This window comes from Mycobacterium sp. OAE908, from assembly GCF_017872775.1.
Lineage (GTDB): Bacteria > Actinomycetota > Actinomycetes > Mycobacteriales > Mycobacteriaceae > Mycobacterium.
On record NZ_JAGGJL010000002.1, the window covers coordinates 796,001 to 816,110 of the forward strand.

The 20,110-nt window shown below is 67.3% G+C and carries 20 protein-coding genes; 9 read left to right on the plus strand and 11 right to left on the minus strand.

The window, feature by feature from the left end:
* Position 1: 1 nt before the first annotated feature.
* Positions 2-1,528 (minus strand): leucyl aminopeptidase, encoded by a 1,527-nt coding sequence (locus J3E61_RS28990; RefSeq protein ID WP_210086212.1) that lies wholly within the window; start codon positions 1,526-1,528, stop codon positions 2-4.
* Between the two features lie 18 nt (positions 1,529-1,546).
* Complete coding sequence (locus tag J3E61_RS28995; RefSeq protein WP_210086213.1) at positions 1,547-2,632, minus strand: adenylate/guanylate cyclase domain-containing protein; 1,086 nt, start codon at positions 2,630-2,632, stop codon at positions 1,547-1,549.
* Between the two features lie 46 nt (positions 2,633-2,678).
* On the opposite strand from J3E61_RS28995, the gene gcvT reads away from it, so the two are divergent.
* Together gcvT and J3E61_RS29005 are read left to right on the plus strand one after the other, a co-directional pair.
* Positions 2,679-3,788: a glycine cleavage system aminomethyltransferase GcvT gene (gene gcvT, locus J3E61_RS29000; RefSeq protein ID WP_210086214.1), complete on the plus strand. Its 1,110-nt coding sequence runs from the start codon at positions 2,679-2,681 to the stop codon at positions 3,786-3,788.
* A gap of 53 nt (positions 3,789-3,841) precedes the next feature.
* Positions 3,842-4,948 (plus strand): branched-chain amino acid aminotransferase, encoded by a 1,107-nt coding sequence (locus tag J3E61_RS29005; RefSeq protein WP_192723128.1) that lies wholly within the window; start codon positions 3,842-3,844, stop codon positions 4,946-4,948.
* Here J3E61_RS29005 and J3E61_RS29010 read toward each other — a convergent pair.
* Genes J3E61_RS29010 through J3E61_RS29025 form a run of 4 tightly spaced genes read right to left on the minus strand, consistent with a single transcriptional unit; the run spans position 4,945 to position 7,914 of the window.
* Positions 4,945-5,670 carry an adenosylcobinamide-GDP ribazoletransferase gene (locus J3E61_RS29010; RefSeq protein WP_210086215.1) on the minus strand — a complete coding sequence of 242 codons (726 nt, stop codon included), beginning with the start codon at positions 5,668-5,670 and terminating at the stop codon, positions 4,945-4,947. The genes J3E61_RS29005 and J3E61_RS29010 overlap by 4 nt on opposite strands.
* Positions 5,667-6,704, minus strand: a complete 1,038-nt coding sequence (gene cobT, locus J3E61_RS29015) for a nicotinate-nucleotide--dimethylbenzimidazole phosphoribosyltransferase (protein WP_210086216.1) — start codon at positions 6,702-6,704, stop codon at positions 5,667-5,669. Before cobT ends, J3E61_RS29010 begins: the two co-directional genes overlap by 4 nt.
* Positions 6,701-7,234, minus strand: coding sequence for a bifunctional adenosylcobinamide kinase/adenosylcobinamide-phosphate guanylyltransferase (locus J3E61_RS29020; RefSeq protein WP_210086217.1), 534 nt, complete (start codon positions 7,232-7,234; stop codon positions 6,701-6,703). The genes cobT and J3E61_RS29020 overlap by 4 nt, the downstream gene beginning before the upstream one ends.
* Positions 7,235-7,251: 17 nt before the next feature.
* Positions 7,252-7,914, minus strand: coding sequence for a DUF3043 domain-containing protein (locus J3E61_RS29025; protein ID WP_192723124.1), 663 nt, complete (start codon positions 7,912-7,914; stop codon positions 7,252-7,254).
* A 23-nt stretch (positions 7,915-7,937) separates the two neighbouring features.
* Between J3E61_RS29025 and J3E61_RS29030 the strand changes: the two genes are divergently transcribed.
* Entirely contained in the window at positions 7,938-8,993 is a 1,056-nt protein-coding gene (locus J3E61_RS29030; protein ID WP_210086218.1) for a glycerate kinase, read from the plus strand.
* 81 nt (positions 8,994-9,074) lie between these two features.
* A complete protein-coding gene (locus J3E61_RS29035) occupies positions 9,075-9,431 on the plus strand; it encodes an iron-sulfur cluster assembly accessory protein (protein WP_192723122.1) in 357 nt (118 codons plus the stop codon).
* 1 nt (position 9,432) lies between these two features.
* Here the strand turns inward: J3E61_RS29035 and J3E61_RS29040 are convergent, their stop codons facing one another.
* Positions 9,433-10,065 (minus strand): hypothetical protein, encoded by a 633-nt coding sequence (locus J3E61_RS29040; protein ID WP_210086219.1) that lies wholly within the window; start codon positions 10,063-10,065, stop codon positions 9,433-9,435.
* A 143-nt stretch (positions 10,066-10,208) separates the two neighbouring features.
* Here J3E61_RS29040 and J3E61_RS29045 point away from each other — a divergent pair, with 143 nt between their 5' ends.
* Positions 10,209-11,183, plus strand: coding sequence for a carbohydrate kinase family protein (locus J3E61_RS29045; protein ID WP_210086220.1), 975 nt, complete (start codon positions 10,209-10,211; stop codon positions 11,181-11,183).
* On the opposite strand, the gene asnB is transcribed toward J3E61_RS29045, so the two are convergent.
* Complete coding sequence (gene asnB / locus J3E61_RS29050; RefSeq protein WP_210086221.1) at positions 11,180-13,111, minus strand: asparagine synthase (glutamine-hydrolyzing); 1,932 nt, start codon at positions 13,109-13,111, stop codon at positions 11,180-11,182. The two genes, J3E61_RS29045 and asnB, sit on opposite strands and share 4 nt — an antisense overlap.
* Before the next feature lie 105 nt (positions 13,112-13,216).
* Between asnB and J3E61_RS29055 the strand changes: the two genes are divergently transcribed.
* The 4 genes from J3E61_RS29055 (at position 13,217) to J3E61_RS29070 (ending at position 16,308) form a co-directional block, all read left to right on the plus strand.
* Positions 13,217-14,251, plus strand: coding sequence for a cytochrome c oxidase subunit II (locus tag J3E61_RS29055; protein ID WP_210086222.1), 1,035 nt, complete (start codon positions 13,217-13,219; stop codon positions 14,249-14,251).
* 9 nt (positions 14,252-14,260) lie between these two features.
* Entirely contained in the window at positions 14,261-14,680 is a 420-nt protein-coding gene (locus J3E61_RS29060; RefSeq protein ID WP_210086223.1) for a cytochrome c oxidase subunit 4, read from the plus strand.
* A gap of 135 nt (positions 14,681-14,815) precedes the next feature.
* On the plus strand, positions 14,816-15,676 hold the full coding sequence (locus J3E61_RS29065; RefSeq protein ID WP_210086224.1) for a hypothetical protein: 861 nt from the start codon (positions 14,816-14,818) through the stop codon (positions 15,674-15,676).
* Positions 15,676-16,308 carry a DUF2561 family protein gene (locus J3E61_RS29070; protein ID WP_210086225.1) on the plus strand — a complete coding sequence of 211 codons (633 nt, stop codon included), beginning with the start codon at positions 15,676-15,678 and terminating at the stop codon, positions 16,306-16,308. The genes J3E61_RS29065 and J3E61_RS29070 overlap by 1 nt, the downstream gene beginning before the upstream one ends.
* A 79-nt stretch (positions 16,309-16,387) precedes the next feature.
* Here the strand turns inward: J3E61_RS29070 and J3E61_RS29075 are convergent, their stop codons facing one another.
* The 3 genes from J3E61_RS29075 to J3E61_RS29085 are packed head-to-tail and all read right to left on the minus strand — an operon-like array spanning position 16,388 to position 20,081.
* Positions 16,388-18,076: a cytochrome bc complex cytochrome b subunit gene (locus J3E61_RS29075; RefSeq protein WP_210086226.1), complete on the minus strand. Its 1,689-nt coding sequence runs from the start codon at positions 18,074-18,076 to the stop codon at positions 16,388-16,390.
* On the minus strand, positions 18,073-19,278 hold the full coding sequence (locus tag J3E61_RS29080; RefSeq protein ID WP_210086227.1) for a ubiquinol-cytochrome c reductase iron-sulfur subunit: 1,206 nt from the start codon (positions 19,276-19,278) through the stop codon (positions 18,073-18,075). The genes J3E61_RS29075 and J3E61_RS29080 overlap by 4 nt, the downstream gene beginning before the upstream one ends.
* A complete protein-coding gene (locus J3E61_RS29085; protein WP_210086228.1) occupies positions 19,275-20,081 on the minus strand; it encodes a c-type cytochrome in 807 nt (268 codons plus the stop codon). The genes J3E61_RS29080 and J3E61_RS29085 overlap by 4 nt, the downstream gene beginning before the upstream one ends.
* Positions 20,082-20,110: the final 29 nt, after the last annotated feature.

Sequence of the window (20,110 nt, forward strand, 5' to 3'; positions counted from 1 at the left end):
CTCAGCCGTTAGCGGCTATGTTCTCGAGGACCGCGAACATCGTCCGCGTCGGCACGCCGGTGCCGCCCTTGCCGGTGTAGCCCCACGGCCCGCCGGTGTTGTATGCCGGCCCCGCGATGTCGATGTGCGCCCACTGCACCCCGTCGGCGACGAACTCGCGCAGATACGTGCCAGCGACGAGCATGCCCGCATAGCGTGACCCGCTGACGTTGGCCAGGTCGGCGACCGTCGACTTCAGATCGTCCTTCAACTCCTCGGGCAGCGGCATCGCCCACGCGTTCTCGCCGACCTCCTGCGACAGCTCGGCGACCCGGTCGCGGAACTCGTCGCTGCCCATCACTCCTGGCGTGCGTGCACCGAGAGCGACCGTCTGCGCGCCGGTCAGCGTCGACGTCTCGATCAGGTAGTCGGGGTTGTCCTCACACGCCCGCACGATCGCGTCGGCCAGGATCAGCCGGCCCTCGGCATCGGTGTTGAGCACCTCGACGGTGATGCCGCCGTATTGGGTCAGCACGTCACCGGGCCGCTGCGCGGTCGACGACGGCATGTTCTCTGCCATCGGCACCGTGGCGATCACGTCGATGGGCAACTGCTGCTTGGCTGCCAGCACGACCGTGGCGATCACCGCGGCGGCGCCGCCCATGTCGGAGGTCATGTGGTGCATGTTGGCCGCGGGCTTGATCGAGATGCCGCCGGTGTCGAACGTGATGCCCTTGCCGACGAGCGCGACCGTCTTCGCCTTCTTGCTCTTGCCGCCGCGGTGCGCCAGTCGCACCAGCCGGGGCGGACGTGACGAACCCTTGCCGACACCGATCACGCCGCCGTAGCCCTCTTTGGCGAGAGCCTTGTCGTCGAGCACCTCGACCTCGAGTCCCGCTGCTTCTCCCAAAGCCTTTGCGCGCTTGGCGAATTCGGCAGGAAAGAGGTGACTCGGCGGGGTGTTCACCAGATCGCGGGCGGTGGCCACCGCGGTGGCGATCGCCGTCGCTCGCTGCGCAGCTGCCGTTGTCTTGGCCTTGGTGTCGGCGGCGAGCACTGTGATCTCGCGCAGACCCGCGTCCTTGGGTGCGGTCTTGGCGCTGCGGAAGTCGGTGAACCGGTAGGCGCCGAGGATCAGGCCTTCGATCGTCGCGCTCAGGTCGAGGTCCGACAGCGTGGTGATCACCGTGGTGGTGCCGTTCAGCGAGCGCGCGGCGGTTCCGGCGGCGCGACGGATCACGTCGGCAGGCCACTGGTCGCGGTCCTTGCCCAGCCCGACGGCCAGCACGCTGCCCACCGGCAGCGACGGTGCGACCACGCGAGTGACCTGGTCCGGGCCCCCCTTCGCGCCAAGCGCCCGCAGTGCCACGTCGATCTCGCCGACCGCTTCCGCGTCGAGGAACGGACTGTGCAGGACCGTCGCCGTCGCGTCCTCGTCCTGGCCGCTCACCACCGGCACGATCAGCACCGCCGAGTCGTTATTGCGTTTGGCCAGCGCCGAGGCGACGGTGACTGCGGGGGCCTGATAACCGGGATTTGCAGGGCTCACGAGGCCTTACCCTAGCTGTCAGCGCGACAAGTGCAGGTCGTAGGCCGTCACCGGCTCGTCGAAGCCCTTGAGCGTCAACGGATCTAGGGGGATGGCCGGCCAGTCCGGCAGCTCGTCTCGGACGTCGGTGGCCGCAAGGATCTGCCCCGGCGCGGCCGCCGCCACCAGGCGCGCGGCCAGGTTGACCGGGGTGCCGAAGTAGTCGCCCCCGATGGCCAGCACCGATCCGTAGCCCAGGCCCGCGCGCACCAGCAGACCGGCCTCCCGCGCTCGCGGGTACTCGACGAGATCGAACGCGACCTTGGCGAGCAGTTCAGGTGTCGGCGTCACCCACATGACTTCGTCGCCGATGAACTTCACCACCCGGCCACCGTCGGCGTGCACGACGTCGCTGACTGCGCCGCCGAACTCGACGAGGAGGTCTGACAATTCGGCCGGGCTGAGTCGCTGGGTCAGCTCGGTGAAGCCGGAAAGATCCGCGAACCCGACGCCACAGGTGACGCTTGCCGACGCGTCGCTGATGACGCCCTCGAAATAGGTTCGGGCGCTGGTGATTTGATGGCGAAATACGGAGTCCATCAGTGTGGAGAGACCGGGCACCAGCTCGGCGACTTCGCGGTACGCGAGCGCGGTGGTGAGCTCGTCCTGGCTGTGCGTGACCATCAGGTTGGGTTGCGCGATCCGGATCATGGTTCCGCTGGCCTCGGCGAGGCGGGCCATCGCGGCACCGACCACCCGCAAGAAATTGAGCGCCGCGTCCTCACCGGCGAACTTTCGCAGCGTGACCCACGCCGACAAACCGTCGACGTCAACCTGGCTGAGCAACGGCGTCTGTTGATCGGGGACCCTCAGCCCGAGCGCCTCCCAGGCGTGCGCGACGTCATCGACGGACACGCCCAGGGCAGTGGCCGCAGCGCTCAAGCTGTAAATCGGGTGGCCGGACCGTTGCAGGACGTCGCCGGCCAGGCCGAACAACCGGCCGCGCCGCTCGGCGTCGACCATGTCCTCGGTCGTGAAGCCGAGACCGTCCAGGTATTCGATGAGACCGGCCCGATCCCTGGCGTTGGCGATTCCCGCGGCTTCCAGCGCATCGAAATCGACCACCCACCGGAGTCTGCCAGCGCGGACTTCCCCACTAGGGTGATTTCCCGTGTCCGACACTGAAGCGAGCGAGACCCTGCACGGCCCCCTCGAGGAACGCCATCGTCAGCTCGGCGCGAGTTTCGCCGAATTCTCCGGCTGGCTGATGCCGGTGTCATACGCAGGCACTGTCAGCGAGCACACCGCGACGCGCACCACCGTCGGCCTGTTCGACGTGAGTCATCTCGGCAAGGCACTGGTCAAAGGGCCCGGCGCGGCCGAATACGTCAACTCCGCACTCACCAACGACCTGCGTCGCATTGGACCCGGCAAGGCCCAATACACGTTGTGCTGCACCGATTCCGGTGGCGTGATCGACGACCTGATCGCCTACTACGTCTCCGACGACGAGATCTTCCTTGTACCCAACGCCGCCAACACACCGGCAGTCGTTGCGGCGCTGGAGGAGCGCGCGCCAGCGGGCCTGACCATCACCGACGAACACCGCTCGTACGCGGTGCTCGCTGTGCAGGGCCCCGAGTCGACCAAAGTCGTTGGCGGATTGGGCCTACCCACCGACATGGACTACATGGGCTATGCCGACGCCGAATTCGACGGGGTTCCCGTCCGCGTGTGCCGCACCGGCTACACCGGCGAGCACGGTTACGAGCTGCTGCCGACGTGGGAGCAGGCCGGTGTGGTTTTCGACGCGCTCGTCGACGCTGTCGGCAGTGCGGGCGGCGAGCTGGCCGGGCTCGGCGCCCGCGACACGCTGCGCACCGAGATGGGTTACCCGCTGCACGGCCACGAACTGTCGCTGGAGATCTCGCCGCTGCAGGCGGGCTGCGGCTGGGCGATCGGTTGGCGCAAGGACGCGTTCTGGGGACGCGAAGCGCTGCTGGCCGAGAAAGAGGCAGGCCCGAGGCGGGTGTTGCGCGGACTGCGGGCCGTCGGCCGCGGCGTGCTGCGTCCCGACCTCGCGGTGCTCGACGGCGAAACCCAGATCGGCGTGACGACGTCGGGAACGTTTTCCCCGGGCTTGAAAATCGGCATTGCGCTGGCGCTGATCGACACCGACAGGGAGATCGCCGACGGGCAACACGTTTCGGTCGACGTCCGTGGCCGGGCCATCGAATGCGAGGTCGTGCATCCGCCGTTTGTTCGCGCGAGGACGCGCTAGGCAGCCGTTCGTCGCGGCAAAAACCCGCTAGCTAGCGGATATACAATCGCTGCATGACTGACGGCCCCCTCGAATTCACCGTTGAGCGCAATGCGACGCCGGTGAGCGACGAGGTACGGGCCTCGATTCTGAACGATCCGCCGTTCGGTCAGTTCCACACCGACCACATGGTCTCGATCGACTACGTCGACGGGAAGGGCTGGCACAACGCGCGGGTGATCCCCTACGGCCCTATCGAGCTGGACCCGTCGGCGATCGTGCTGCACTACGCCCAGGAGATCTTCGAAGGGCTCAAGGCCTACCGCTGGGCGGACGGCTCCATCGTGTCGTTCCGGCCCGAGGCCAACGCCCGCCGGTTGCGCTCGTCGGCGCGCCGGCTGGCCATCCCCGAGCTGCCCGAAGAGGTGTTCATCGAGTCGCTGCGACAGCTGATCGCCGTCGACGAGCCGTGGGTGCCCCGCGCCGGCGGCGAGGAGTCGCTGTATCTGCGGCCCTATGTCTTCGCCACCGAGCCGGGGCTCGGCGTGCGGCCCGCGAGCGAATACCGCTACATGGTCATCGCCTCGCCCGTCGGCGCGTACTTCAAGGGCGGCATCAAGCCGGTCAGCGTGTGGCTGTCGACGGAGTACGTGCGCGCGTGCCCAGGCGGCACCGGCGCGGCGAAATTCGGTGGCAATTACGCCGCGTCGCTCTTGGCGCAGGCGCAGGCGACCGAGAACGACTGCGATCAGGTGGTGTGGCTGGACGCCGCCGAACGCCGCTTCGTCGAAGAGATGGGTGGGATGAACCTGTTCTTCGTGTTCGGCAGCGGCGGCACCGCGCGGTTGGTGACACCCGAGCTGAGCGGGTCGATCCTGCCGGGCGTTACGCGAGATGCCTTGCTGCAGTTGGCAACTGATGCCGGATTCGCCGTCGAGGAACGCAAGATCGATGTCGACGAGTGGCAGAAGAAGGTCGCAGCGGGTGAGATCACGGAGGTGTTCGCGTGCGGCACCGCCGCGGTGATCACGCCGGTTGCGCGGGTCAAGTACGGTGACGGCGAATTCACCATCGCCGACGGCGGTCCGGGCGAGATCACCATGGCGCTACGCGACACGTTGACCGGGATCCAGCGCGGCATGTTCGCCGACACGCACGGCTGGATGGCGCGGCTGAGTTAGGCGATCGCAAGCCCGACGGCGGCCACCGTCGTCGTCACCTCGATGGCCGCGCCGAGCACATCACCGGTGATGCCGCCGAACCGGCGGACGCAGTGCGCAACCAGAACGACACCGCAGCCGACCGCGACGAGGACCGCGACCGGGCCCTGCCACGGGCGCGGGTCGGCAAGCGTCGCCAATGCTGCGACGGCGACGGTCCAGATGAGCACCACAGCGACCGGTTGGGTGCCCGCGGCGCGGCCGCCAAGCGAGCTGCCCTGCGCGGCAGGCAGCGCGCGTCTGCATGCCGCGACCGCGGCCACCCGGCCGGCGGTCACCGCGACGATCACCGCGACGACACCAAGTTCGGTGAATGCCAGCGCCTGCAACAGGATCGCGACCACCACCGCCGCGACGCCGAACGGGCCGGCCGAGCCGTCGCGCATCACTTGCAATGCCCGCTCGGGCGGCCCGTAACAGCCGAGCGCATCGGTGGTGTCTGACAGCCCGTCGATGTGCAGGCCGCGCGTCACGAGCAGCAGGACCGCGACCGCGAGCGCCCCGCCAAGCGGGTTGCCAGCGCCGAAAGCCGACGCTGACGCCAGGACCACCCCGCCTGAGAGCGCCCCGAGCGCGACGCCGACGACAGGCAATGCGGTGATGACGCCGCGGCCGACGCCGGCAGAACTGCGTACGGGCAGGACGGTCGCAAACGCGAATGCGCCTGTGACCGAACGGATCACGCGGTGACGCCTGCCTCGTCGAAGGTGGCCATCGACGCCAGCGCGGCGACGGCGGCGCGTACGACCGGCAGCGCGACCGCTGCGCCGGTGCCCTCGCCGAGGCGCATCCGCATGTCGACGATCGGGTCGAGGTCGAGATGTTGCAGCGCGAGCGTGTGCGCCGGTTCGGTCGACCGGTGTCCCGCTTGCCACCACTGCCGGGCGCCAGGCGCGAGCTTGTCGGCCACCAGCGCGGCAGCGGTGACGACGACGCCGTCGAGCAACACCGGAGTGCGGCGCGCTGCGGCCTGTGCGCAGAATCCCGCCATCGCCGCGAAGTCCGCGCCGCCGCAAACCCGCAGTAGCCCAACCGGATTCGTCGACATGCCGCGGGCGCGGTACAGGGCGTCGCGGATCGCGGCGGTCTTGCGGGCCCAAGCAGCGTCATCGATGCCCGTGCCGCGTCCGACGACCGCCACGGGCTCGGAATTGGTCAGCGCCGCGATCAAAGTTGTTGCCGCCGTGGTGTTTCCAATTCCCATATCACCGGCGATCAACAGATCGGCCCCGGAATCGACTTCCTCGTCGGCGATCAGCCGGCCTGCCTCGATCGCGGCCGCTGCTTCCTCGGCGGACATGGCGTCCTCGACCGCGATGTTGCCGCTGCTACGGCGCACTTTGTGGACACCGATCGACGGCGACAGCGGTTCGGGCGCATCCACCGAGATGTCGACCACCCGTACGCTCGCCCCTGCCGCCTCGGCGAGCACGTTGATGGCCGCACCGCCCGCGTCGAAGTTGGCCACCATCTGCGCGGTGACCTCGGCCGGATAGGCGGAGACGCCGGAGGACGTGACGCCGTGATCGCCTGCGAACACCACGACGCGCGGACGCTGGAACTGCCGCGGCGGGCAGACTCCCTGGCACGACGCCACCCACACCGACAAGTCCTCGAGCCTGCCCAGCGAACCGGGCGGTTTGGTCAACCGGTCTTGCCGTGCGCGCGCCGCGGCGGCCACCTCAGCGTCGGGCGGGGTGATGTCGAAGTCGGTCACGAGGCGGCCTTCACGGTCAGGGGTTGCCCGGCGACAACCAGCACCACCCGGTCGCACAGGGCCGCCAATTGCTGATTGAGACTGCCCAATTCGTCGGCGAACCGACGTCCCGACACCGTGTGCGGCACAACCGTCAGTCCGACCTCGGGGCTGACGAGCGCCAGCGGCCCGCCGAATGCATGGACCGCATCGACCAGCTCAGCCACGTCTGCCGCCACCGAACCCGCGGTCCATGCGTCGCGGCGGTCCAGCACCGCGGTCAGCCAGCCGCCGATGTCGTCGACGAGCGTGGGTGTCGCGGCCTCGGTGCGCAATTGCATTGCGATGTCGACTGTTTCGACCGTCGACCAGTGCGAAGGGCGACGGGCCCGGTGGGCCGCGATACGCGCCGACCAGTCGGCGTCTGCGTCGGCCGTGGCACCGGTGGCCAGGTAGCACACCGGCTGCCCTGGCCCGGCCGCATCGGCGATCGCCGCCTCCGCCCACCGCGATTTGCCTGACCTGATACCCCCGAGCACCAGTGTGCGCACGGGGCGGTCAGTGGGCTTCAAGAGACACTGTCGCCGCGCTCGACCTGCGGCCGAGGCGCGCGCATCCGGCGCAGTTGCGAGGCGCGGCTGGCAGCGTAAAAGCCGAGTTTCCAACCACTTTCGGTGTTGTCGGGGAACTTCGCGTCTACGAGCTTGTTGACCTTGCGGCCAAGAAACAAGGCGTCGATCAGCATGATGACGATGAGTACCGGCATCGCGAACGAGAGCGGAAGTTGCACCGCGGGCGACGGGACCGACAGCATGACGAAGATCAACACCAGCGCCGCGGGCATGAAGAGCCCGAGCACATTTCGGCGTGAGTCCACCACGTCGCGGACGAAGCGGCGCACCGGACCCTTGTCGCGCGGCAGCAGGTAGGCATCCTCGCCTGCCATCATCTTTTCGCGGCGATCGGCCATGTCGGCGCGGCGTGCGGCGCTGGCTGCCTTCTTCTCCTCGCGAGTCAGCTTCGCGTTGGTCTCCTTGCGCCGCTTGCGTGCTTCCGCTGCGGTCATCGGGGCAGGGGCGATCGGGCCTCGCTTACCCTGATCGCGTTTCGGAGTGGGCCTGCCCTTCGGTGCTGTGCCTGCGCGCTGCCGAGTCGCCTCGGCGTCGGAGGCGGCTTCGTCGACGGCCTTGTCCGAGTCCGAGTTGTCTTTCTTGCGGCCAAGCAGCTTCACGGATGCCAGATTAGTCTGCCGTGGTGCATGTGTTGATTGCGCCCGACTGCTACGGCGACAGCCTCACAGCCGTACAGGCCGCCGAAGCAATCGCGCGCGGCTGGCGCCGCGGCCGCCCCGACGATGAGTTGACGCTGGCGCCGCAGTCCGACGGCGGACCCGGCTTCGCCGGCGTGCTGGCCGGTCGAGTCGGCGAGGTACACACCGAGCGCGTCAGCGGCCCACTGACCGATGAGGTGTCCGCGCAGTGGGTGCTCGACCAGGCCCCGCCGCGCACCGCGTACATCGAATGCGCACAGGCCTGCGGGCTGGCCGTGCTCGGCGGCCCGCCGACCGTGCAGACCGCCCTGGCCGCGCACAGTCGCGGCGTCGGTCAACTGATCGCGGCCGCGGTGTCAGCCGGGGCCGGGTGCATCGTGGTCGGGCTGGGCGGCAGCAGCTGCACCGACGGTGGGCGAGGGCTGATCGAGGAGCTCGGTGGGCTAACAGCCGCCCGCAAGCTGCTGGCGGACGTCGAGCTCATCGCCGCCACCGACGTCGAGCATCCGCTGCTTGGCCCGATGGGCGCCGCGGCGGTGTTCGGTCCGCAGAAGGGCGCCGATCCCGACACCGTGCGCATCCTCGAACAGCGGCTCAGCGACTGGGCCGTCGAACTCAACGCGGCGGCGGGCCGCGCTGTGAGCGAGGAACCGGGTGCAGGCGCCGCGGGAGGTATCGGGGCCGGCCTACTCGCGCTCGGGGGCCGCCGGGAATCCGGCGCCGCGGTCATCGCCGAACACACCCGGCTCGCCGACGACATCGCCGAAGCCCAGTTGGTGGTCACGGGCGAAGGCCGATTCGACGACCAGTCGTTGCACGGCAAGGTGGTCAGCGCGCTCGCTGCGGGTGCGCAGTCACATCAGGTCCCGGTGCTGGTGCTCGCGGGGCAGGTCACCCTGGACGAGGCGACGCTGGCCGAGGCCGGCATCGCAGCCGCATACTCCATCGCCGACCACGCGGGCTCTGTGCAGCTGGCCATCGACGATGCCGCGAACCAGCTGGAGGGCTTGGCCGAGGTGACGGCGGCGACCTGGGGATAAATCGGGAATAGGGCCGGAACAAGGTACCGTTGAGGGTGTGGACCCAACGGTCTACCCACGAACATGCACTCAGGAGATGTAATGACTGTTCAGGACGAGTCGGCGACCACCACCCACGGCGCAATCCTGACCGATGCAGCCGCCGCCAAGGCGAAGGCGCTGCTGGATCAGGAAGGTCGTGACGACCTGGCGCTGCGCATCGCCGTTCAACCGGGCGGATGCGCCGGCCTGCGCTACAACCTGTTCTTCGACGACCGGTCGCTGGATGGCGACCTGATTTCGGAGTTCGGCGGCGTGAAGCTCACCGTCGACCGGATGAGCGCGCCCTACATCCAGGGCGCCACCATCGACTTCGTCGACACCATCGAGAAGCAGGGCTTCACCATCGACAACCCGAACGCCACCGGCTCCTGCGCCTGCGGCGACTCGTTCAACTGATTCAGTACTGACCGGCCGTCCGCGGCAGGTACGAGCACACCAGGGTTTCCTTGTCCTGGGCCAGTACCTGCGCGACGGCCTGTTGTTCATCGTCGTTCGACGCCTGGGTACGGTTGCTCGATCCGCTCGCTGGAGCCACTTTCATGGTGAACAACACCTGCGCCTGATTCGGCGACAACGACACCATCTTGTCGATCGACGTCACCTCGGCATGGCTGTACTGCTTGCGGAACGCGTCGCTGCTGAGGCTGGCCAGCGCGAGGTCGGAGCGGTGCTCCTTGACCGAGTCGTACAGACCGCACAACGTGTGGCGCGCGACGGTTTGATCGTCACCCTTCGACAACGCGTCCAGATACTCCTGGATCGCGGCCTTGGCTTTCGCATCGGTCAACGCAGTGCGGCCCGAGTTGTCGTCGTTTCGGGACGCGAAAACAATTGCGGCGACTAATGCCGCGACCAAAACGGCCGCCGCCGCTGCTGCGGCGATCGGCCACCACCGCCGTTTCGGATATTGCAACGGGGGCGGCAGCATCGCAGGATAGGGCGACGGCACATTTTCCGGATAGGGCTGCGGGGGATACATTTGCGGGCCAACCGGTCCAGCGCCGTAATCGGGCGGGTACGGACCAGTCATATATTTGCTCCCCCGAGATGTGTCGATGAATTTGCCTGTCTACAGTGACCGGGCGGGCACTTGTAGGCAGGTTAGCGCACAGTCTGCGGGTATCCCCTGGGTAAGGTTATCTAGACGGTTTAATAAATGAAGGGTGACGTTTCGTGACCATTGCGGTGACCGGTTCGATCGCGACCGACCATCTCATGCGTTTTCCTGGTCGGTTTTCGGAGCAACTCCTGCCCGATCACCTGCAGAAGGTGTCGTTGAGTTTCCTCGTCGACGATCTGGTCATCCACCGGGGCGGCGTGGCAGGCAACATGGCGTTCGCCATCGGCGTGCTTGGCGGTGACGTCGCACTGGTCGGCGCGGCGGGCAAGGACTTCGAGGACTACCGGCAGTGGCTGACGGCGCACGGCGTGGACTGCGACAGCGTGCTGATCTCGGACTCGGCGTACACGGCGCGGTTCGTCTGCACCACCGACGAGGTCATGGCCCAGCTTGCCTCGTTCTATCCGGGGGCGATGTCGGAGGCCCGCAACATCAGGCTGGCGGACGTCGTATCACGAACGGGCACAACTGATTTGGTGATCATCGGAGCCAACGACCCCGATGCCATGTTCCTGCATACCGAGGAGTGCCGCAAGCTCGGTCTGGCCTTCGCCGCCGACCCCTCCCAGCAGCTGGCCCGGCTCCCCGCCGAGCAGATCCGCCAGCTCATCGACGGCGCGACCTACCTGTTCACCAACGACTACGAATGGGACCTGCTGCTGCAGAAGTCCGAGTGGTCGGAGGCCGAGGTGATGCGCCAGATCGAGTTGCGCATCACGACGTTGGGGGAGAAGGGCGTCGACATCGTCGGCCGCGACGGCACCTTCGTGCATGTCGACGTCGTGCCCGAGACGCACAAGGACGACCCGACCGGTATCGGCGACGCGTTCCGCGCCGGTTTCCTCACCGGCCGCAGCGCCGGGCTCAGCCTCGAGCGGTCCGCCCAACTCGCGTCGATGGTCGCCACGCTGGTGCTGGAGGCCCCCGGGCCGCAGGAGTGGACGTGGGACAAGGACTCCGCGGTCAAGCGGCTGTCCGATGCCTACGGAGCAGATGCAGGCGCCGAAATCGGCGCGGCTCTGAACTAGAGCTGCACCGGGTAGGTCGGCTCGCTGATCTGCGGTGTGACGCTGTGCTCGACGAAGATCGCGTGCCACAGCATGAAGATCAGCACCGTCCACAGCCGGCGGCTGTGATCGCTTGCGCCGGTGCGGTGTTCGTCGAGCATGGCCCGCACCGCCGCAAGGTCCACATGCTCGCCTGCCCTTGAAGCGGCGATGGTCGCATACGCCCAGTCCATCAGTTCGCCCGCGCGCAGCCAATGCCGGATGGGAACGGGAAAACCCAGCTTCGGCCGGTTGAGCACATGGGCTGGCACGATCGGCTCCAACGCCTTGCGCAACGCGAATTTCGTTGTGGCCCTTGTGATCTTCTGGTCGGCGGGCAGCCGGGATGCGACGGCGAACACTTCGGGATCCAAAAACGGTACCCGCAGTTCGAGCGAATTGGCCATCGTCATCTTGTCGGCCTTGACCAGAATGTCACCGCGCAGCCAGGTGAACAGGTCGATGTGTTGCATGCGCGCCACCGGATCCCAGCCGTCGGACTGTGCGTAAACCGACGCAGTGATGTCGGTGTGCGTCCACTCCTGACGAAAGCCGGGCAGCACCGCGCGCAACTGGGCATCGGAGAAGCTGCGCGCGTTGCCGTAGTAGCGCTCTTCGAGTGTGAGCGATCCGCGGTGCAGCAGGCTCTTGCCCCGCATGCCCTCGGGCAGCGGCTTGGAGGCCTTGCCGAGCGAGCGGCGAACCGGGCGGGGGAGATAGTCGAAAGGCTTCAGCGACAACGGCTCCCGGTAGATGGTGTAACCACCGAACAGTTCGTCGGCGCCCTCGCCGGACAGCACCACCTTGACGTGCTTGCGGGCCTCGCGGGCAATGAAGTACAGCGGCACCAGCGCCGGGTCGGCGACGGGTTCGTCCAGATACCAGACGATTTCGGGCAGCGCGGCGACGAACTCGGCCTGGCTGACCACCTTCGTCACGTGGCGTGCGCCGATCGCCTCGGCCGATGCGACCGCGACGTCGACCTCGGAGAAGCCCTCACGCTCGAAACCCGTTGTGAAGGTGATCAAGCGCGGGTTGTGCCGCATCGCGAGCGCGGCGATCGCGGTGGAGTCGATGCCGCCGGACAGGAAGGCGCCGACGGTGACATCGGCCCGCATGTGCTTGGCGACCGAATCCTCGAGCACCGCGGTGATCTCGTCGTAGCGCGGCTGCTCGCCACCATTGACGAACGGCACAGCGGTGAACCGCGGCGTGAAGTAGCGCGTCACCTCTGGCGGCTTGCCCTGTCGCACACGGGCATAGCTCCCGGATTCCAGCCGCCGGATGCCGCGGTGCAGCGTTTCGGGTTCGGGCACGTACTGCAGCACCGTGTAGTGCTGCACGGCGCGATCGTCGATGCCGGTGTCGATGCCGAGCTGCGACGCCAGGTCAAGCAGGCACTTCTTCTCGCTGCCAACTGCCGTTCCGCCGGAGCCGGTCGCCATGAACAGCGGCTTGATGCCGAAAGGGTCACGCGCGCAGAGCAGTTCCTGCTCGACGGTGTCCCACAGCGCGAACGCGAACATGCCGCGCAGTCGGGTCAGCGCGTCGGTGCCCCAGTAGTGGTAGGCCGCGATGATGGCCTCACCGTCACCGTCGGTGTGGAACACGGCGCCGAACTCGGAGCGCAGCGTTTCACGTAATTCCAAGTAGTTGTAGATCTCGCCGTTGAACACCAGCACGTAGCGGTCCGGCGAATCCTGTGGGCCCCAGCGCAGCGGTTGATGGCTGTGGGCGATGTCGATGATCGACAGCCGGTTGAAACCCAACACGACGTGGTCGTCGGACCAGGTGCCCGGCTCGTCGGGGCCGCGGTGGCGCATCAGGTGCGAGGCGCCGGAAACGGCGTCGACCAGCGCATCCGAGACGTCAGCGGACGGGTCGGTCAGTAGGGCCAGCAGTCCGCACACCGCGCCAGTATGCCTAATGGCGGGAGTGTGTCGAGACCGGCACCGGGGCGTGGTCTACGCTGCGTAGTATTCGCCTAGCAATACTGACTTCTAGGAGGCTCCAACGTGGCACCGCGGCGGCTTCGGGTGTTGGCGTTGTCAGTCATCCTGGGTGGCACTGCTGTGCTGCTCAGCGGGTGCAGCTGGTCTGAGGTAGCCGGCCTCGGGTGGCCGGAAGGCATCACGCCTGAGGCACACGTGAACCGGGAGCTGTGGATCGGTTCGCTGATAGCGGCGCTCGTCGTCGGTGTGATCGTCTGGGGCTTGATCTTCTGGAGCTCGGCGTTCCACCGCCACAAGAAGGGCGACACTGAGCTGCCACGCCAGTTCGGCTACAACATGCCGCTGGAGCTGGTGCTCACCGTCACGCCGTTCCTGATCATCTCTGTGCTCTTCTACTTCACCGTCGTGGTGCAGGAGAAGATGTTGCACAAGGACCCCAATCCCGAGGTCGTCGTCGACGTCACCGCGTTCCAGTGGAACTGGAAGTTCGGGTACCAGAAGGTCAACTTCGGCGACGGCACATTCACCTTCGACGGCGTCGATGATGCGCGCAAGGCCGCCATGGAGTCCAAGCCCGAGGGCGTGGACAAACACGGCGAGGAGCTCGTGGGCGCAGTCCGTGGCCGCAACCCCGAGGACCGGACCTACCTGAACTTCGACAAGGTCGAGACGCTTGGCAGCTCCACCGAGATTCCGATCCTGGTGCTGCCCACCGGCAAGCGCATCGAATTCCAGATCGCTTCGGCCGATGTGATTCACGCGTTCTGGGTTCCGGAGTTCTTGTTCAAGCGCGACGTGATGCCCGATCCGCAGGCGAACCACTCCGACAACGTCTTCCAAGTCAGCGAGATCAACAAGACCGGCGCGTTCGTCGGCCGCTGCGCGGAGATGTGCGGCACCTACCACTCGATGATGAATTTCGAGGTGCGGGTGGTGGAGCCCAACGACTTCAAGGCGTACCTGCAGCAGCGGATGGCCGGCAAGACCAACGCCGAGGCGCTGCAGGCCATCAACCAGCCCCCGACGGCCGTCACCACGCATCCGTTCGACACCCGGCGGGGCGAGCAGGTCGGCGTGCCATCCCAGGCCAGCAAGTAGGGACATCAGATGCACATCGAAGCCAGGCTGTTCGAGTTCCTGACCGCGTTCTTCGTCCTCGCGGCGGTGGTGTACGGCGTGCTGACCGGGTTGTTCCAGTACGGCGGTGTGGAGTGGGCGGGTACCACCGCACTGGTGCTGACGGCGGGCCTGACCTTGATCACCGGAACGTTCTTCCGGTTCGTGGCGCGCAGGCTCGACACCCGGCCCGAGGACTACGAGGACGCTGAGATCAGCGACGGCGCTGGCGAGCTGGGCTTCTTCAGCCCGCACAGCTGGTGGCCGGTGGCCATCGCGCTGTCCGCGTCGGTCACCGCTGTCGGCGTCGCGCTGTGGCTGCCCTGGCTGATCGCCGCGGGCGTGTGCTTCGTGCTCTCGTCGGCCGCAGGCCTCGTTTTCGAGTACTACACCGGCCCCGAAAAGCACTGACCCCAAAAGGTCACAATCGGGACAACAGTTCGCCCGTGGACCGCGCTGTGAGATTCGTTCGCGCGGTCAATTTGGGTAGTGTTGCCGGGGCACGGTCAACCGCGCCGCAGATGTAGTCGAGAAGGATAGGCGTAGATGAGCGGGCCGAATCCCCCAGAATCTGAAGGGTCGGAACTGCCAGGTCAGGAGCCAGGCGACCAGCCCACGTCGGACCAGTCGGCGGCGCCTTTGACCGGTGAAACGGAGATCTACTCGCAGGCCTACTCCGCGCCGGAGTCCGAACAGTTCACCAGTGGCCCCTACGTGCCGGCCGACTCGTCGCTTTACGACTACGACGCCTACGACCCGGCCACCGAACTCGTGGACCAGGAGCGGCCTCCACGCTGGCCGTGGGTGGTGGGCGTAGCGGCCATCGTCGCCGCGATCGCGCTGGTCGCCTCGGTGTCGGTGCTGGTGACCCGGACCGACACCAACAACCTCGCGACGCCTGCGACGACCACGAGCCCGCCGCCGCCAGTGCAGGACGAGATCACCACCACGACCCCGCCGCCACCGCCACCTCCGCCGCCGCCGACCACGGAGGCGCCGCCTCCTCCGCCGCCGGAGACCGTGACGGTGACGCAGGAACCGCCGCCGCCTCCTCCACCGGCTTCCGAGGCGCCACCGCCCCCGCCGGTGACCACTGCTGCGCCACCGCCGCCGCCGACGTCGACGACCCCTGCGGGGCCGCGACAGGTCACCTACTCGGTCACCGGCACGAAGGCGCCCGGTGACATCATCACCGTCACCTACATCGACGCCTCCGGCCGCAGCCGCACGCAGCGCAACGTGTACATCCCGTGGTCGCTGACGGTGACGCCCATCTCGCAGTCCGAAGTGGGCTCGGTACAGGCATCCAGTCTGTTCCTGGTGAGCCGGCTCAATTGCTCGATCACGACGAGTGACGGCACGGTGCTCTCGTCGAACACCAACAACGCTGCGCAGACAAGCTGCTGATGAGCGAATTCGACCGCAACGACCGCATTCTGCTGGGCGTCTGCGCCGGCGTGTGGCTGGTGGCGCTCGGCGCAGGTGTTGCCGCGACGGTGGCGCTGGTGGACCTGGGCACCGGGCATGCCCAAGCCGCAGGGGATTCCGATACTCCGTGGCTGCTGTATGCCGTGATCGCGGTCTCCGCCGCGGTGATCATCGGCGCAGTGCCGCTGCTGCTGCGGGCGCGCCGCGCTGCGCTCGAAGAGTCCCCGCCGCCCGCGCGCGCTCCGATGCGCGCCGCGCCGATTCACCCGGCGGCGCCGGTGCCGGTGCGGGGGACAGACGCCCCGACGGAGAAAATCCGAATCGGCGCAACGACTTCCGCAGGCCCCAGCTATCCGACGCGGGAAGCCATTCGCCCGGAACCAAGCCCCTTGGCCGGCGCGGTGGATCAGCTTTGGCTGCGCTGCGCCGTCGTCATCGCGATCGCGATGGGCGTCGCGATGATCGCTATCGGCGTCGCCACCTACCTGATGGCGGTCAACCACAACGCGGCCGCGTGGGCGTGCTACGTGCTTGCCGGCCTCGTCACGCTCGGCATGCCGGCGATCCCATGGTTCTACTTGCGCGAGTTACGCGGGGTGTTGGAGCGCTAGGCCGACCAGGCCCAAAGACGACATCAGGCTCAACGCACGCAGATCTCGCGATCGCGTGCGTTGAGCCTGATTCTGTCGCTTAGTGATGGCCGTTCGTCTGGCCGTTACCCGAGCCGTTACGCGTCTGGTGCTCGCGCAATGCGGTGAGCGCCTTGCGTTCTGACGCATGCGCGGCTTCGGCCAGTGCCTCGTGCTCGGACAGCGGGTCGGCGGACAGGAAGCTGCCGCTGCCCGGCGCACCAGCAGCGCCCAGCTTGTTCATCCGCTTGGGCACCGCTGCGCCCTGGTACTCCAACGGAATCGGGTGCCCATGGTCGTCGACGGGGCCGATCGGCTGGTGCAACTCGATGTAGGCACCGTGCGGCAGCCGCTTGATGATGCCGGTCTCGATGCCGTGCTCGAGCACCGCGCGGTCGCTGCGCTGCAGCCCCACACACCAGCGGTAGGCGATGTAGTAGACGATCGCAGGCAGTACCACCATGCCGATGCGCGCGATCCACGTCGTCGCGTTCAGCGAGATGTGGAACTTCCACGCGATGACGTCGTTCATCGCCGCCAGCGTCAGCACCATGTAGAACGCGATCGCCATCGCGCCGATTGCGGTGCGCACCGGCACATCTCGCGGCCGCTGCAGCAGGTTGTGATGGGCCTTGTCGCCGGTCACCTTCTGCTCGATGAACGGATAGGCGATCAGCAGGGTGAAGACAAGGCCCATGCCCAGCGCGACGCCGACGACGGCGGGGATGGTGTGGCCGAACGGGTAGAACTCCCACGGCGGCCAGATACGGGCCAGGCCCTCGGTCCACATCATGTAGAAGTCGGGCTGGCTACCCGCCGACACCTGCGACGGTTTGTAGGGGCCCAACTGCCAGATCGGGTTGATCTGCAGCAAGCCGCCCATCAGGCCGAGGATGCCGGTGGTCATCGCGAAGAACGCGCCGGACTTCACCGCGAACACCGGCATGACGCGCACGCCGACGACGTTGCGCTCGGTGCGACCGGGGCCGGGGAACTGGGTGTGCTTCTGGAACCACACCAGCGCAAGGTGAACACCGATGAGCGCCAGGATGATTCCGGGGATCAACAGGATGTGCAACGCATACATCCGGGGGAGCAGGACACCGTCGGCAGAGCACTGGTATCCCAGCCCGCCGCACGGGAAGTCGCCGCCGAACAACGCCCAGTGCATCCAGGTGCCGACCACCGGGATGGCCATCGTGATCGAGGACAGCGCGGCGCGCAGGCCGATGCCCGACAGCAGGTCGTCGGGCAGCGAGTAGCCGAAGTACCCCTCGAACATCGAAAGGATCAACAGCAGCGAGCCGATCACCCAGTTGGCTTCACGCGGTCTGCGGAACGCGCCGGTGAAGAAGATGCGGGCCAGGTGAACCATGATCGCCGCGGAGAACATCAGCGCCGCCCAGTGGTGGACCTGACGGACGAACAAACCGCCGCGCACCTCGAAGCTGATGTCGAGCGCGGAGGCGAAGGCCTTGGACATCTGCACGCCGCGCAGCGGCTGGTACACGCCGTTGTAGGTGACCTCGGCCATCGACGCGTCGAAGAACAGCGTCAGGTACACGCCGGTGATCAACAGCACGATGAACGAGTACAGCGCGATCTCGCCCAGCAGGAACGACCAGTGGGTGGGAAACACCTTGTTCAGCTGGCGACGCACCGCCGCCGAGGGGTGATACCGCGAATCGATCGCATCGCCTTGGGCGGCAGCGATTTCAGCCAGATTCGGCTTCGGCAATGTCGGACTCATGTCTTGCGCTCCCAGAATGCCGGTCCGACGGGTTCGATGAAGTCACCGTTGGCGACCAGGTACCCGTCTTTGTCGATGGTGATGGGCAGCTGCGCCAAAGCGCGCGCAGCCGGACCGAATATGGGCCTCGCGAAGTGCAACGCGTCGAACTGCGACTGGTGGCACGGGCAGAGGATTCGATAGGTCTGTTGCTCGTAAAGCGAAGAGGGGCAACCCAAGTGCGAGCACACCTTGGTGAACGCGAACAGCTCGCCGAAGTTGAAGCTCTCCTGGCCCTTGCGCTTGACCACTCTGGGCATGTCGACCGGCTTGATGCGGATCAGCATCACCGGGTTGCGCACGCCCATCGCGATCTCCGAGAGCCTCTCGTGCGACTCGACAGTGGTGCCGTCGCCATCGGATTCACGCCAGGGGAACACCGTCTCCATGCCGCCTGCGTCGATGTCCTCGGGCCGCATTTTCACAAAAGGCGACTCGCCCGGGAGGCCGGTGGCGCGGGCCAGGTAGATGGTCTCGCCCTTGAAACGCGGGGTCCAGCCGGAGGTCCACAGCACGGCCTTCTTGCCTTCGGCGGTCGGGACCACGGGCTTCCACGGGTTCTTGATCAGCCCGCCCATGAACGCGACCAGTGTGCCGAGGCCGAAGGCGCCGAGGCCGACGCCAAGCGAAAGGCCAACCAGCTTGCGCCGCTTGATGGTTGACGTCTCCAGCGCATCGGTCAGGTTGGCGGCGACGGTCTTGCGGTGGATTTCGGGGGAAGCGCCGTCGTGGCGCTCCTGGATCGAGATCTCCTCGGGAATGAACTTCTTCTGGAACATCACCGCACCGATGCCGATGGCCAGAATCGACAGGCCGAAGGTCAATCCGTAAAGCGGGGTGGCCAGGTCGTACCACCAATGTCCCGGATCGCCGCCGCCCTTGTACTCCCAGGGCCAGAACAAGAAGATCACCAGCAGTGCCAGGCCCGAAAGGCCGCCCAGCAGAAGCCAATACGCCACCGCGCGCTCGGCACGCTTCTCGGCCTTGGTGCCTGCCACCGGCCAGCGGTCTTCCTTGAAGACGGTGTCGACGCCGTCGAGCTTGCCACCGAGGTCGACGAGCTCCTCACGCGACATCGAAGCCAGTTCGGCGTCCGTCGGCTGTCCCGGCGCGCCCTGCTGGCCCGGTGTGTCGGTGCCCTTCACGTCTGACGTTTCGCTCATGCCCGCGCTCCGATCCACAGCGCCGCGCCGATGACGGCGACGATGCCGATAATCCACATCGCCATGCCCTCCGACGACGGTCCGAAGCCGCCAAGGCCGTAGCCACCTGGGTCGGGCGCCTCGGTCGCCATCCGGACATAGGCCACGATGTCCTTCTTCTCCTCTGGGGAGAGCTGCCGGTCGGAGAACTTCGGCATGTTCTGCGGGCCGGTCAACATCGCGGTGTAGATCTGCGCGGGCTCAGCCTCGGAGAGGTCGGGCGCGTATTTGCCCGACGACAGGGCGCCGCCCTTGCCGGTGAAGTTGTGGCACGACGCGCAGTTCAGCCGGAAGAGGTCGCCGCCGCGGGCGACGTCGGAGCCCAGCAGCGAATGGTCGGCGATGGCGCCGTTGCCGTCTCGGGGCACTGTCGGGCCGCCGCCATTGGCCTGCACGTAAGCGCCGAGCGCGTCGATCTGCGACTCGTCGAAGATCGGTGGTTTGCGGGCCGCCTGAGCCTCTCCGCGCATCGCGGGCATCCGGCCCGTCGACACCTGGAAGTAGACGGCTGCCTCGCCGACACCGATCAGGCTGGGCCCGCGGTCCGGCACGCCCTGGAGATTGGCGCCGTGGCAGGTGACACAGGAGGTGTCAAACAGCTGCTTGCCCGTGCGCAGCAGCGCCGACGACGACTCGTCGGCGACCGCGACCTGCGGCGTGGGTGTGAGGGTGGCCGCCAGGCCACCGGCGACGGCCAGTCCGACCAGCAGCAGCAGTGCTGCCGAAAGCCGCCGGCGTAGCCGACGGCGGGACTTGTCGGTCATCGAACTCCTAACGGACGAATCGGCTAGCC